A 13,930-nucleotide genomic window follows, 5' to 3' on the forward strand; every position below is an offset into this window, starting at 1 on the left:
CGGGGCCGGGGCCGTCGGCGGGGTCAGCGGCGGCCAGGACGGGGCCGGCACCGTCCCCTCGGCGGGCGCCGGCGCGGCCGGCTCCGGCTCCGGGAGGAGGGCGGGCGCGGGCGCCGCGGCGGCCGGCTGGGCGACGGCCTGCGGCTGGAAGGCGGGCTGCGGCTCGCGCGGGGTCGCCGGCTCGCTCCAGGAGCCCTGCGGACCCGGCATCAGCAGCTCGTCCTCGTCGTCCTCGTCCGGCAGGTCCAGGAAGGTGTACGGGGGCGGCGCGACCTCGGAGCCGAGCGGCTGCGGCAACGCCTGGTTGCGTCCCAGGGAGGCGTCGCTGCCGAAGGGGTCGCGGGCGGACGGCTCGCCGATCGGGGCGGACGCCCCGTTCGGGGACTGCTCCGCGCCGTTCGTCGCGAGCGGTTGCTCGGTCGTCCCCCCGGTCGGGACGTGGCCGGTATCGCTCATGTCACTGGCTCCTTCCAGGGCCGCGTGGCGTCCTTGGCGGCGCGATCACGGACCGCAGCACCCATGTTTCCGGTCCTCGCTCCGCTGCGACGGACCGGCTGACACCGGTCTGCTCCCCAACAACAACGACTGAACCGGGGCAACCGGCACGATCGCCCCGGACGTACCGGCATTCTCCCCGTCCGTCCGCCCCGGGGACGAACGAGCGCGCACAGACGCCATGTGGCCTGCGCCACGTTCGAAACGTCCGGCACGTACGGTCCGTGAGAACCATGCGTCAGCCTACCGGCCACCGGTGACAGCGCGGTCGGCAGTATCGAACAGTGGGCATCCGACGCCTGCTCAGAAGGGTCGCGAAGACCGTCCGGCGGGCACTCAGGAACCTTTCAGCGACTGCCCCAGAGCACGAATCGGGGTTCGGCGGCGCCGAAGCCGTCGCCCTCCGCCAGCGGGGCGGCGTGCAGCAGTTCGCCCTCGACCGCGTAGTGGACCTCGGCGAAGGCCCGGCGGACCTCCTCGACCTGCTGGAGGGTCCTGGGCAGGGCGACCACGCGTTCGGGACGGCGGCCCAGGCAGGCGCGCAGCACCTCCGCCCCGCCGCGCACCAGCACGACGTCGGGCTCGGGCAGATCGGCCAGCACCGCCGGGGCGGTGCCGTGCACGGTCTGCAGTTCCACACCGTAGCGGCGGGCACTGACATCCAGTCGGGCGCAGGCGTCGCCGTCCTGGTCGACGGCGATGACGGCGGCTCCGGCCCGCCCGGCGTCCAGCGCGACCACGCCGGTGCCGGCGCCCACGTCCCAGAGCAGGTCGCCCGGGCGCGGGCCGAGCCGGGCCAGCACCAGCGCGCGGACTGCGGCCGGGAGCGCCCCCGGCGCCGCGGCCTCCTCCGGCGGGGTCTGCAGCGCCCAGCCCCGGACCGGGCCGGGGAAGTCCAGCGGGCGTCCGGCCATCCAGCCGGAGGGCGGCACCGGGCCCTGCGCGCTCCCGCCGACCACCAGCACCACGTTGGGGTCCCGCCACAGGTGGTCCGGGACCCGGTCGGAGGTGAGCACGGTGACGTTCTCGTCCGGGGTGCCCAGCGCCTCGCAGACCACGAAGGTCCGGTGCACGTCACGCAGCATCAGCGCCAGCTCGGAGGGGCCGGCGCCGGGCGAGGTCAGCACCGCCACCTTGGCGTGCGCCCGGCAGACGTTGGCGGCCCGGCGCAGGCCCCGGCCATGGGTGCTGACGACCTGTGCGTCGTCCCAGGGCATCCCGGCGCGGGCGAAGGCGGCGGCGACCGAGGAGACCGCGGGCAGGACCTCCAGCTCCAGTCCGTGCTCGGGACGGCGCAGGGTCCGCACCACGCCGAAGAACCCCGGGTCGCCCTCGGCCACCACCACGGCGGCGCCGCGGTGGTCGGCCACCCTGCGGGCGACCAGTTCGACGCTGCCCAGCGCCATCCGGTCCGCCGAGGCCGGGATTCTGAGGTTCTGCAGCTGGTAGGTGCCGCCGGCGACGAGTGTCGCGGCGTCCAGTGCGGCCTGCGCGGCCTGGGAGAGCGGTGAGCCGTCCCAGCCGATCACTGTGACCCGGTCAGCCATTGCGGCCGGTCCCCCTCGGATGCTTGCGTGCCCATGGTGTGCCGCGTGCAGCGTAGTCGGTCCGATCAGCGGTGCGGAGTCACCAGTTCGGATCGTCGTCCTGGCCGAGACCGTCCAGGTCCTCGGGCAGCAGGCTCCAGACGATCAGATCGCTGCGGGCCCGTCCGGCGCTCTCGCCGTCGCGCACGATCCAGGCGTTGCGGAGCACGCCCTCGCTGATGCAGCCGATCTTCTGGGCGACCTGCTGGGCGGCGGTGTTGCCGGCCGCGGTGCGCAGCTCCAGGCGCTCGAACTTCTGGTCCTCGAACAACCAGTGGGCGACACCGAGCAGCGCCTCCCCGGCGTAGCCCTCGCCGCGGGCCCAGGGGCCGGTGGCCACCGTCGCCTCGGTCGCCCGCAGCCGCCAGTCGGTGCGCCGCAGCCGGACCGAGCCGACCAGCCGCTGGGTGAGGAACTCGTGGACGCCCAGCACGATTCCGCGTCCCTGGGCGCGTTCGGCCGGGGCGCCGAGCGCGATCCAGTTCCTGGCGTCCTGCTCGGAGTAGGAGAGAGGAACGGTGGTCCAGGTGCGCACCAGTTCGTCGCTCATCAGGTCCGTCAGCGCGACCACGTCCTCCGGCTCGAAGGCTCGCAGCACCAGCCGATCGGTACTGATCGAGATCTCGGGAAAGGTGGACGTCATCTGCCGGGCTCCTGCCTGTTGCCCCTTCCTCTGCGGGGCTGATGGAACGATCATGCTCCAGAAAGGGGGCCGCCGTCACCCCTTCGGCCCCGGACAGCCGTATCGCCCCGACCCGGTGGAGGATTCACACCGGGTGGGGCGATGCGGGGGCGGTGCCGGATCAGGCGGTGGCGGCCAGCTGCGTGACCGGCTCGGCGACCGGCTTCTCCAGGCCTATGAAGCTCAGACTGCGGGTCACCTCCTCCACCTGCGTCTGGCGGTAGCCCAGCCGCTGGTAGAGCCGCAGATTGCCGAGGCTGCGGTGCCCGGTGAACAGCCGGTAGCCGCGCACCGGCTGGTCGCCGGCGGCGAGCAGCCGCTCCATGCCACCGATCAGCCGGGTGCCCAGACCGTGCCGCTGCATCCGGGGGTGCACGCAGAGCCGGCCTATCCGGCCCAGCCCGTCGCCGTCCACCCAGCCGCGGACGCTGCCGACGACCTCGTCACCCAGACGGGCGACCAGCACATGACGCTCCTTCAGCTCGGTCCGCAGGCTGTCCAGGGTCTGGGTCAGGGGCTCGATGGCCCAGTCCCCGTAGAGTTCGGCCTCGCTCTGGTAGCAGAGGTACTGGAGCTTGAGGATCCGCTCCGCGTCTTCCTCGGTGGCGATCGAGGTGGTCACGCTCATGCCCATGCGCGCATTCCTCCCTTTCTTGTGTACCCCGGTCGCGAGGATGAGGGGGGTGCGACCGGGTTGCCCTGACCGGAGGTGGGTCGGTCCCGACGGGAGCCGTCGGGACCGGGCGTACGTTTAGAGCCCACTACCCATACCGCCACCCCTCCCAATCATCGATTTCCCGGCGGGATCCGGCCGCCCCTCGGGATCCGGACGTCCGGCAGGATCCGGATGCCCGGCGGTGGACTGCCGGGTCAGCAGCCGGCGCAGGCAGGCCAGGCAGCGCGAGCGGGTCGGGCCGATGCTGCCGCGCGGCATCGCCAGCTCGTCGGCCAGCTCCCGGTAGCTCATCGGCGGCAGCTCCAGCAACGCTGCCAGCAGGTCGGGGCAGCGCGCCGGCAGCCGGGCGATCGCCGCCCGCAGTTCGCGGCCCTGCTCCGCGCCCAGGGCCAGCGCCTCGGGCGAGGCGGCGTCGGCCGCCGTGCGGGCCGCTGCGAGCAGCCCCGCCGCCTCCAGGTCCCTGGCCCGCCCGCGCGCCTCCTCCCGGGCCCGGCGGAACTCCTGGACCGTCAGCGCCCGCAGCCGCGAGCCCGGGTCGGAGCGGCGACGCTCGGCCGCGGCGCGCAGCCACACCTGCTGTTCCAGTTCCTCGGCGTCCAGCGCGTGCGCGGTGGCGAGGCTGCGCAGCAGGGCCAGGAAGGTGCCGCGCAGGGCGGGGTCGGCGGCGGTGGGCTGCATCGGCGCTCCCGGGGTCGGGCGGTGCGGGTTCCGGGCGATCGGCTTCCGGCGGATCGGGTCCCGGCGGATCGTCAGCGTCGACGCCGGAGCGCCGTCCTCCGGATCCGCGTCCCGGCGCGATCCACCCGCACGGGTGATCCGCCATTCGGCCGCACCGGCCTCACGGCCGCACTCCTCCGTAGTCAACCGATCGACAGAATGTAACCAAGCCCACGTCCCGGCGCGTTTCCCCCGGTAACCCGGAGCCGATAGCGTCATCACCATTCCGCGACGCCCGCCCTGGAGGACTGTGGTGTTCTACTGGCTGCTCAAATGGGTCCTGGTCGGTCCCCTGGTGCGGGTGCTCTACCGGCCGCGCATCAGCGGACTCGAGCACATCCCGACCCGGGGCCCGGCGATCATCGCGCCGAACCACCTGTCGTTCTGCGACTCGGTGTTCGTGCCGCTGCTCGCTCCGCAGCAGGTCCACTACGTGGCCAAGGCCGAGTACTTCACCGGGAGTGGGCTCAAGGGACGGCTGTCGGCCTGGTTCTTCACCGGGGTCGGGGCGGTGCCGGTGGACCGCAGCGGCGGGCGGGCCTCGATGGCGGCGATCGACACCGGGCTGCGCACCCTGCGCGAGGGCAAGCTGTTCGGGATCTACCCGGAGGGCACCCGCTCCCCCGACGGCCGGCTGCACCGCGGCCGCACCGGTATCGCCCGACTGGCGCTGGCCAGCGGGGTCCCGGTGATCCCGGTCGGCCTGGTCGGCACGGACCGGGTCCAGCCCAACGGCCGGACCGGCTGGCGCCTGGGCCCGCGCCCCGAGGTCCGCTTCGGGCCGCCGCTGGACTTCTCCCGCTACGAGGGCCTGGCCGACGACCGCTATGTGCTGCGCGCGGTGACGGACGAGATCGTGTCGGCGATCCTGGAACTGTCCGGCCAGGAGTACGTCGACATGTACGCCACCAAGGCCAAGGCGCTGGCGAGCCGGGCGGCGGCAGCTGCCGCCGAGCAACTCCCCGAAGCGGCCTGACGGAGCGGAGGGCGGCTGCCGTCCGCAGCCGCCCTCCGCTCCCCGGCCGGGATCAGTGCTCGACGCCGGCCCACTCCTGCTGGACCGCCAGGTCCGCCTTCACCTCGGCGAGCTGCACCGCCACCGCCGTCGGCGCGGTGCCGCCGCGTCCGTCGCGGGAGGCGATCGCGCCGTGGACCGTCAGCACCTCGCGCACCTCGGGCGTCAACGTCGGTGAGATCTCCGCGAACTGCTCGTCCGTCAGGTCCGAGAGCTCCAGGCCGCGCGGCTCGCAGAACTTCACGCAGGCGCCGGCCACCTCGTGCGCGACCCGGAACGGCGTGCCCTGCTTGACCAGCCACTCGGCGATGTCGGTGGCGAGCGAGAAGCCGGCCGGGGCCAGCTCCTCCAGCCGCTCGTCGTGGACGGTGAGGGTCGCCATCATCCCGGTGAAGGCCGGCAGCAGCACCTCCAGGGTGTCGCAGGAGTCGAAGACCGGCTCCTTGTCCTCCTGCAGGTCCCGGTTGTAGGCCAGCGGCAGCGCCTTGAGGGTCGCCAGCAGACCGGTCAGATTGCCGATCAGCCGGCCCGACTTGCCGCGCGCCAGCTCGGCGATGTCCGGGTTCTTCTTCTGCGGCATGATCGAGGAGCCGGTGGAGAAGGCGTCGTGCAGCGTGATGAAGCCGAACTCGCGGGTGTTCCAGATGATCACCTCCTCCGCGATCCGGGAGAGGTTGATGCCGATCATCGCGGTCACGAAGGCGAACTCGGCGACGTAGTCGCGCGAGGCCGTGCCGTCGATGGAGTTGGCGGCGCTGCCGCCCTCGAAGCCCAGCTCGGCCGCGACGAACTGCGGGTCCAGGCCCAGCGAGGACCCGGCCAGCGCCCCGGAGCCGTACGCGGACACGGCGGTGCGGGTGTCCCACTGCCGCAGCCGCTCCGCGTCCCGTCCCAACGCCTGGACGTGGGCCAGGACATGATGGGCGAACAGCACCGGCTGGGCGTGCTGCAGGTGGGTCCGGCCCGGCATGGCCGTGTCCGGGTGCGCCTCGGCCAGTCCGACCAGGGCCTGCTGCAGGTCCAGCAGCAGGCCGCCGATGATCCGGGCGTGGTCGCGCAGGTACATCCGGCCGAGGGTGGCGATCTGGTCGTTGCGGGAGCGTCCGGCACGCAGCTTCCCGCCCAGGTCCGGGCCGAGCCGCTCCAGCAGGCCCCGCTCCAGTGCGGTGTGCACGTCCTCGTCGGCGACCGTCCCGGTGAAGGCGCCCGACTCGACGTCGGCGAGCAGCGACTCCAACCCGTCCAGCATCCGCTGGAGTTCGTCCGCGCTGAGGTGTCCGGCCCGGTGCAGCACCTTGGCGTGGGCCCGGGACCCGGCGATGTCGTAGGGCGCGAGTCGCCAGTCGAAGTGCACCGAGGCGCTCAGCGCCGCCAGCGCCTCCGACGGGCCGTCGGCGAAGCGGGCTCCCCAGAGCCGTACGTTGTCGTTGTTGCTCACGGTCGTAGTCCCCTCAGCGCCATGCATTGCTTGGAATAATTATGCATACCGCCGTATGGAAATCAAACACACCGGGGACGGCCGGGGCGGCCTGTTCAGCCGATGTGCCAGACGGCACGGCAGGCCGCGGCGGAGAAACCGGGCCCGAGGCCGATCAGCACCCCGGAGGCGCCCTGGTCGGGCGGAGTCGCATAGAGCCGGTCGAGGACATCGAGGACGGCCACTCCACCGAGGTTGCCGCGTTCGTGCAGGCTGTCCCAGGAGTGGGCCAGCTGTTTCCGGTCGCAGCCCACGCCGTCCTCCAGATCGCTGAGGATGCGCGGCCCTCCCGTGTGCGCCACCCAGAAGTCGGGGGCGTCCCGCCCCGCCGAGCGCCGGTACCAGTCGAGCAGCGGAGGAACCAGCTCGCCCATGGACTTCAAGGCACCGGACGTGGAGTCGAAGTGCTGGCCGAGACCGTCGAGCCTGAGGCGTTGGCGTTCGGTCGTGTCGGGGAGGGTGAACTCCCAGGTGTCCTGCACCACCAGACCGGTGCCCAGCGGAGTGTCGCTGACCATGACGGCTCCGCCGGAGTCACCGAACAGCACCTTGTAGATCATGGCCTCGACGCTGTCGTCGGAGTGCTGGTAGACCGTGTTGAGCGCTTCGGCGATGACCACCAGCACCCTGCTCCCCGGATGGGCGTGCACCTGTTCCACCGCGCGGACCAGAGCCAGGGCGCCACCGGTGCAGCCGAGTTGGGTCATGGGTAGGCGCCGGACATCCGGGCGCAGCCCGAGGGCGTTCAACAGGTGCACGTCCAGGCCGGGGATGGCGATCCCGGTGCTGTGGCTGGTCACGACACAGTCCACCTGGCCCGGTTCGACACCCTGCTCGGCCAGCAGCGCGCGGGCGGCCTGCTCACCCAGCGCGCAGACGTCCGCGAAGGTGCGCCGGTTGCGCTCCTCGATCGGCTCGCTCTTCGCGACCTGTTCCAGCGGTCGGGCGAAGCGTCGGCTCCGAACGCCGGTACGGCCGACGATGCGCAGGATCCGCCGCAGGTCCGGATGGTCGGCGTGGTGGGTCCGGATGTCGGCCAGGATCTCGTCGAGCTCCACCTCGTACGGCGGGAAGACGACGACGGGTCTGCTCACATGGACAGGCATTTGCGGCCTCCGGTCGGGGCGTCGGCAGATCACAGGTAGTGCCCTGGCCCTCTGGCTCCTGATCGTACAAACCTTCCATTGGTAACAAGGCGGTGAGTCTCGGCCTTTCTGGCAGTCTCCGGCAGATCGCACTGTCCCGCATGGCTTGAACCGGGCCGGTGGGGGCCGCCGCCGCGGCCCCCACCCGCCGTTACGACGACTTGACGGTGCAGGGGGTGCCGTTCAGGGTGGCCGCGGCGGGCGGGTCGTCGGCCGTGCTCCAGCTCCCGTTGAAGCCGAAGGAGACCGATCCGCCCGCTGCGATCGTGGCGTTGTAGGACAGGTTGCTCACCGTGACGGCCGACCCGGACTGGGTGTAGCTGCCGTTCCAGAGCTGGGTGATCTTCTGCCCGTCGGGGAAGGTCCAGCCGACGGTCCAGCCGTTGACGGCGGCGGTGCCGTGGTTGACCAGGGTGACATTGGCGCCGAAGCCGCCGCTCCACTGGCTGCTGAGGCTGTAGTCCACCTCGCAGGCGCCCGCCACGGTGGTGGACGTGGGGGTGGGGGTCGGCGTCGGGGTGGGGGTCGGCGTGGGAGTAGGAGTCGGCGTGGGCGTGGGCGTCGGGGTGGGTGTGGGAGTAGGAGTCGGCGTGGAGGTGGAGGTCCCGCCGGCGATGTCGCCGTAGAGGATCCCCCGTCCGTTGCTGCTCAGGTACACCCGGCCGTAGGTCCGCATGTCACCGGTGATCGCCGCTCCGATCCAGCCCCACTGGTGCTGGTCGTCGTTGATCCGCACCCAGGTCGCTCCCGCGTCGTCGGACCGGAAGATCCCGCGGACGCCGCCGACCTGCGCGCTGCTGTAGAGCGCCGGGTAGCTCTGGCCCGGGGCCGCCTTGCCGAAGCCGATGCTGTCGGCCTGGTCCACGGCGGCGACCCGGGTGAAGCTCGCGCCGCCGTTGGTCGAGTGCCAGAGGCCGTAGGTCCCGCCGCTCTGGCCGCCGGCGAACCAGACGTCGCCCTTGACCCCCGGCAGGGCCTTGAAGCGGACGTTGCCCGCGCTCGGCAGCCCGGTCGCCGCCGTGGCGGTGAAGCTGGCCCCGGCGTCGGTGCTGACGTAGAAGGTCCCGCCCGAGTAGCCGTAGAAGGTCTTGGGGTCGGACCGGTCGGAGGCGACCGTGGCGCCGGCCGGAATGCCCGTCGAAGCGCTCCACGTGTTGCCGTACCCGGTCGAGTGGTAGACCCCGGTCCCGGCCGGGCTCCACACCGTGGCGCTGCCGTCCGCCGCCAGCGCCACGGTGCCGCCGCCGGTCACCCCGCTCGGCTCGGACGAGGCCGCGAACCAGTCCGCGCCGTCGTCGGTGGAGTAGCCGATGTGCTTCTCGGTGGAACCCGACGCGGTGTCACCGACCCGCACGATGATGCTCGGGCTGGTCTCGGCGTAGTCGATCCCGGTGGAACTGGTGAAGTTCGGCGAGGAGAAGGTCTTGGCGGGGACGGCGGTGACGTCCGTGTGCCGGAAGCCGCTGAGGTCGCCGAGGGCGCTGAGCAGCGGGGCCCCGGTCGGCGGGCTGATCAGCCCGTTGACGGCGGTCTCCTCCAGTCCCTGCACCACCGGCGCGATGGTGATCTTCTTCCCGGCGTCGAAGTCGGTCAGGTCGGAACTGCCGAACAGGGTGGCCCCGGTTCCGTAGAGCATCCGGTTGGAGTTGAACGGGTCGATCTCCAGGGACTCGGTCATCCAGCCGAGCTTGGGGGTCTCCTCCGGCGGCGAGGGATTGGCGTCCATGGTCAGCCAGGGCACCTTGGTCAGGTCGATGGTGTACTGGTCGACCCGGGTGGGATAGCCGTTGTAGGACCAGAACGGCTTCCAGGTCGCCCCGCTGTCGGTGCTGCGCCAGATCTGGGTGTCCGGCCACCAGGAGCTGTAGGCGGTCACCATCAGCGTGCCCGGGTGCTCCCGGTCCACGGTCAGACCGCTGTAGCCGAAGTAGTCGTTGCTGGTGTCGGTGGACGGCACCGGGCTGACGTTGGACCAGGTCCCGGTTCCGGTGGCGTACTTCCAGACGTCGCCGTGCGCGCCGTCGTAGGGGCCGCCGGTGTCGCTGTAGGTGATGAAGAGGTTTCCGCCGGACGCGTCGAGCACCGCCTTGTGCGGGATCATGCCGGTCGGCTGCCCGGTGACGGCCGTCCAGGTGGAGCCGCCGTCGTCGGAGCGGTAGATGCTGTGCGCCTTGTCGGCGACGCCCACGTACACCGTCTTGGTCACCCCGTTCACCGTGCCGCTGCCCTTGTCGAAGACCTCCCAGAGCACGCCCTCGGGGTCGTTCTGGTACCCGGTGGTGTCGGTGGGGTCGGGCGCGTAGGGGCCGGTGTCGGGGAAGGAGCTGACCTTGGCCCAGGTCACACCGTAGTCGGTGCTGCGCCACAGGCCGTTGCCGCTCTCGGCGCCGAAGTACAGCACCTTGTCGTTGTTGGGGTCGATGCTCAGCCGCTCGCCCATCCCCCGTCCCGGCATGTTGCCGCCGACCTTGAACGGCAGCACGGTGCGCTGCCAGGTGGCGCCCTGGTCGTCGGAGCGCAGGATGGCGCCGTCGTTGGGGTCCCAGCTGTTGGTGTAGCTGCCGGCGGCCAGGTAGACCCGGTTGGGGTCGGCCGCGTCGGTGGCCAGGCTGGCCACGCCGCTGAGGTTCCAGTCGCTCCAGCCGATCGAGTCCAGCAGCGGGATCCACGTGCCGGTCGCCGGGTCCTGCCGGTAGGCGCCGCCGACGTCGGTGCGGGCGTACACCAGCCCGGCGCGGCCCTCGTTGAAGATGATGCCGGGGACGAAGCCGCCCCCGCCGATCTGCACGTTGTTCCAGCTGTACGCCTGGCTGGTGGCCGCGGCGGTGACGGCTCCCGGCTGGACCGTGCGGTCCGGGGCCGAGCCCTGGGCCGGGAGCGCTCCCGGCAGCAGGCCGACCACGGCCAGGGCGGCTGCGGTGGTCAGCACGGTGAGCATGGATCTGGCCTTGGTGCGTGGGTGGCGCATCGGGCGGCTCCTCTGGGTGTGCCGGGGTGGCCCGCCCATGAAGGCAGCCGGCTGACGGTACGTCAATCCGACCTATGGGACATGCAAGCGCTTCGCCACACACCAGGGGCTGAGCCGATCCGCGGGCATGAAAGCTACATCCGGTCGGTGAGCCGGTCGCTGAGTCGGCCGGCGGGTCAGGCCGAGTCGCGCAGCACCAGCGTGGTCTCCATCACGACCTGCCCCTGGTCCTGCCCCGATCCCCGGGCCTGCCCGAGCAGTTCGGCCACCGCCCGGGCGCCCATCTCCTCCACCGGCTGCCGCACCGTGGTCAGCAGCGGCCGGATCCGGCAGGCCACCGCGTCGTCGTCGAACCCCACCAGGGCGACCTGCTCCGGCACCCGGATCCGCAGCCGCTGCAACGTCCGGAGCGCACCGGCGGCCATCAGGTCGGAGGCGGCGAAGACCGCGTCGAGCCCGGGGCGCAGCTCCAGCAGGCGGATCATGGCGTGCTCCCCCGAGGCGACGGTGAAGTCCCCGTAGGCCACGGTCTCCCGCACCGGCCCCTCGGCCTCGCGCACCGCGCGGAGGTAGCCGCGCAGCCGGTCCGCGCCGACCGACATGTCCGGCGGCCCGGCGATGGTGCCGACGGTGCGCCGCCCGGAGCGGAGCAGATGGTCCACCGCGCCGGCCGCGCCGCCGAGGTTGTCCGCGTCCACGTAGGGCAGGTCCCCCGGGGCCATCGGCCGGCCCAGCGACACCACCGGCACGCCGGCGGCCCTGATCAGCCGCGGCAGCGAGTCGTCACCGCGCGGCCCGACCAGCAGCACCCCGTCCACATGGCCGCCGCAGAGGTAGCGCAGCAGCGAGGGGCGCCGGGCCCGCCGGGACGCGGTCAGCACCACCAGTTCCTGCTCGCCGTGGAGCAGCGCGCGCTCGACCCCGACCAGCAGCCGTGAGTAGAAGACGTCCGACCAGTAGTGGATCATGTCCTCGAACACCACCACGGCGACCGCCCCGGTCGCCCGCGCCCCGACGCTCTGGGCCCGCTGGCGCACGTACCCCAGGTCCCGCACGGCCGTCTCCACCCGCGCCAGCGCGTCCTCGCTGACCGGCGCGGAGCGGTTGAGCACCCGGGAGGCCGTGGCCGTGGAAACCCCCGCCCTCCGTGCCACCTCGGCGAGGGTGGGTCGCGAGGCAGGTGGGGCGGTGGGAGGAGCAACCATCTCCGGTCCCTTCGACTGTCGGCCGCCTGTCAGGCACCCGTCACCGCGCAATACGGAGCGTCGGGCACCACCGACCCACTGTCAAGACTCCTGCACGGCAAGACCGTTGGCCGCACAACCGGTACGCGCGCGATTCTTGGTCAAGCGTCATTCATTGCGACAATGAAATTCCGCCGGCACAGGGGAGCAGGAATGTCTTTTCGCCGCCGTGAACTGACTGTCCGTGAATTCATCAGCGGGTGGCGAGCACCGGGTCGACCGAGAGCGCCCGTGACGGTCCGAGAAGGCGCCCATGGTTCTTCGGCGGCTCGACGACCCCGGGCTCGAACGGGATGATCATGAGGACGGCCCGCGACCCGAGGTGCGCCGGACACATGCTCACCATCCCCTCCCCCAGGACCTCGTGGCGCAGCGGACGCCGGTCCCCGTCGTTGGTCGTGTACTCCCGGTCCCGGTTCCGGTAGATGGGGCCGGTGTCCGGGTCCGCGAGGATCTCGGCCTCCAGGCGCTTCAGCTCCTGGGACTGCGGATGCTGCCGCACGGTCGCCCTGAGCTGTGCCAGCGCGTACGGGGCCCATGCCTTCTCCCAGTCCATGAGGATCCGCCGGGCCTGGGGGCTGAGCATCATCCAGCGCAGGATGTTCTCCGGCGGGCGCGGCGGATCGGGCTCGGCCGAGAACAGGCTCGGGAAATGCCTGTTCCACCTGAGCAGCCGCCAGGACGGGTCAGTGATGTAGGCCATGTGTTCGATGCCGTCCAAGGCCGCCTGCCAGTGCTGCCCCACCCGCACCGGAGCCTGCGGATCGAACGGCTGAAGGCCCCTCTCGACTCCGGCATACAGGTAGAGGCAGGTCCATTCGTGCTGGTCCAGGCCCAGGAGCGTAGCGACGTCGTCCAGCAGCACCGGTGACGGGCTGTCCATCTGACCCCGTTCCAGCCGACCGAACGTCCCGCTCGGCCAGGACCGACTGCTGGGCCACGTCCGTTGAATGAGCAGGTGGTCGACCTGGCTCTGGGACAGACCGGTCACCCGACGTCCCCGCCGCTCCTCCCGGGGCGGGAAGCCCCAGTCGGCCGGGTCGATCCTGCTGCGCGCGCCCTTCAAGAGCCGTCCGAGCTCACCGGCGTCCATATGTCGACAAACCCCCTCATAGCTCCGGGGTCCCTGGTAGTCCGGTCCAGTACCCAGCTTTTATATGCAGGTAATTACATGCAAAAACCAGCACTGGAAAGATACCCGAGAACCGGACAGACTCTCCGCCGGAACTGAACCAGCACCGACCAATTCCGGCTCGACCGAAGGGCAGGGCAGCCGATGAACCAGCGACACATCCGCCGCGGACCCCGTCGGCGGGCCGGAGGGTCGTGGCGCGGCGGTCCGGCGCCCGTACGGAGCGGGGCTGCTACCGCGCCGATCCCGTCAGGACTGGGCCAGGTCCAGTAGGCGGTCGGCGAGGGCGTTGCCGCCGGCCGGGTCGCGGGCGATGAGGAGGACGGTGTCGTCGCCGGCGATGGTGCCGACGATCTCGTGGATGCCGGACTGGTCGATGGCGGAGGCCAGGAACTGGGCGGCGCCGGGCGGGGTGCGGAGCACCACCAGGTTGCCGGAGGCGGTGGCGGAGACCATCAGCTCGGAGGCGAGCCGGGCCAGCCGGCCCTCGTTGCCGAACTCGCCGCCGGCCGCCTGCGGGGTGCGGTCGCCGCCCTCGGCCGGGACGGCGTAGACCAGGTTGCCGTACTGGTTGCGGATCTTGACGGCGCCCAGCTCGTCCAGGTCGCGGGAGAGCGTGGCCTGGGTGACCGCGAGGCCGTCGTCCGCGAGCAGCTTCGCCAACTGGCTCTGCGAGCGGATGGGCTGACGGGTCAGCAGGTCCACGATGCGCCGGTGCCGTGCGGTCCGCGTCTGCGGGAGCTGGGGCACCGGCCCCGGGCCGGCCTGGTCGGGCTGGACGTCTTCGGCCATG

11 protein-coding genes and 1 pseudogene are annotated in these 13,930 nt (G+C 72.0%); 1 reads left to right on the top strand and 11 read right to left on the bottom strand.

Annotated features, from left to right (window positions below; all coding sequences use genetic code 11):
* From ABUW04_RS35285 to ABUW04_RS35305, 5 genes and pseudogenes are all read right to left on the bottom strand, one after another.
* Positions 1-456, bottom strand: a pseudogene (locus ABUW04_RS35285) (hypothetical protein); the annotation flags it as partial.
* A 386-nt stretch (positions 457-842) separates the two neighbouring features.
* Positions 843-2,042 carry a precorrin-6y C5,15-methyltransferase (decarboxylating) subunit CbiE gene (gene cbiE, locus ABUW04_RS35290; RefSeq protein ID WP_380568490.1) on the bottom strand — a complete coding sequence of 400 codons (1,200 nt, stop codon included), beginning with the start codon at positions 2,040-2,042 and terminating at the stop codon, positions 843-845.
* Positions 2,043-2,121: 79 nt separating this feature from the next.
* Complete coding sequence (locus tag ABUW04_RS35295; RefSeq protein ID WP_380568491.1) at positions 2,122-2,724, bottom strand: GNAT family N-acetyltransferase; 603 nt, start codon at positions 2,722-2,724, stop codon at positions 2,122-2,124.
* 160 nt (positions 2,725-2,884) lie between these two features.
* Positions 2,885-3,397, bottom strand: a complete 513-nt coding sequence (locus ABUW04_RS35300; protein WP_030248672.1) for a GNAT family N-acetyltransferase — start codon at positions 3,395-3,397, stop codon at positions 2,885-2,887.
* Between the two features lie 117 nt (positions 3,398-3,514).
* Positions 3,515-4,303: an RNA polymerase sigma factor gene (locus tag ABUW04_RS35305; RefSeq protein WP_380568492.1), complete on the bottom strand. Its 789-nt coding sequence runs from the start codon at positions 4,301-4,303 to the stop codon at positions 3,515-3,517.
* Positions 4,304-4,409: 106 nt separating this feature from the next.
* Between ABUW04_RS35305 and ABUW04_RS35310 the strand changes: the two genes are divergently transcribed.
* Positions 4,410-5,132, top strand: a complete 723-nt coding sequence (locus tag ABUW04_RS35310) for a lysophospholipid acyltransferase family protein (protein WP_380568493.1) — start codon at positions 4,410-4,412, stop codon at positions 5,130-5,132.
* A 52-nt stretch (positions 5,133-5,184) separates the two neighbouring features.
* Here ABUW04_RS35310 and argH read toward each other — a convergent pair whose 3' ends face one another.
* From argH to ABUW04_RS35340, 6 genes are all read right to left on the bottom strand, one after another.
* Complete coding sequence (argH, locus tag ABUW04_RS35315; protein WP_380568494.1) at positions 5,185-6,609, bottom strand: argininosuccinate lyase; 1,425 nt, start codon at positions 6,607-6,609, stop codon at positions 5,185-5,187.
* Between the two features lie 95 nt (positions 6,610-6,704).
* Complete coding sequence (locus ABUW04_RS35320; RefSeq protein ID WP_380523758.1) at positions 6,705-7,742, bottom strand: type III polyketide synthase; 1,038 nt, start codon at positions 7,740-7,742, stop codon at positions 6,705-6,707.
* Positions 7,743-7,944: 202 nt separating this feature from the next.
* Complete coding sequence (locus ABUW04_RS35325; protein ID WP_380568495.1) at positions 7,945-10,761, bottom strand: cellulose binding domain-containing protein; 2,817 nt, start codon at positions 10,759-10,761, stop codon at positions 7,945-7,947.
* Between the two features lie 176 nt (positions 10,762-10,937).
* Positions 10,938-11,915: a LacI family DNA-binding transcriptional regulator gene (locus ABUW04_RS35330; protein WP_232242787.1), complete on the bottom strand. Its 978-nt coding sequence runs from the start codon at positions 11,913-11,915 to the stop codon at positions 10,938-10,940.
* Between the two features lie 283 nt (positions 11,916-12,198).
* The gene (locus tag ABUW04_RS35335; RefSeq protein WP_380568496.1) at positions 12,199-12,888 is read right to left on the bottom strand and encodes an MmyB family transcriptional regulator; all 690 of its coding nucleotides are present in this window, start codon (positions 12,886-12,888) and stop codon (positions 12,199-12,201) included.
* Between the two features lie 498 nt (positions 12,889-13,386).
* Complete coding sequence (locus ABUW04_RS35340) at positions 13,387-13,929, bottom strand: arginine repressor (protein WP_380568497.1); 543 nt, start codon at positions 13,927-13,929, stop codon at positions 13,387-13,389.
* Position 13,930 lies beyond the last annotated feature (1 nt).

It is taken from the genome of Streptacidiphilus jeojiensis (assembly GCF_042510965.1).
Lineage (GTDB): Bacteria > Actinomycetota > Actinomycetes > Streptomycetales > Streptomycetaceae > Streptacidiphilus > Streptacidiphilus jeojiensis.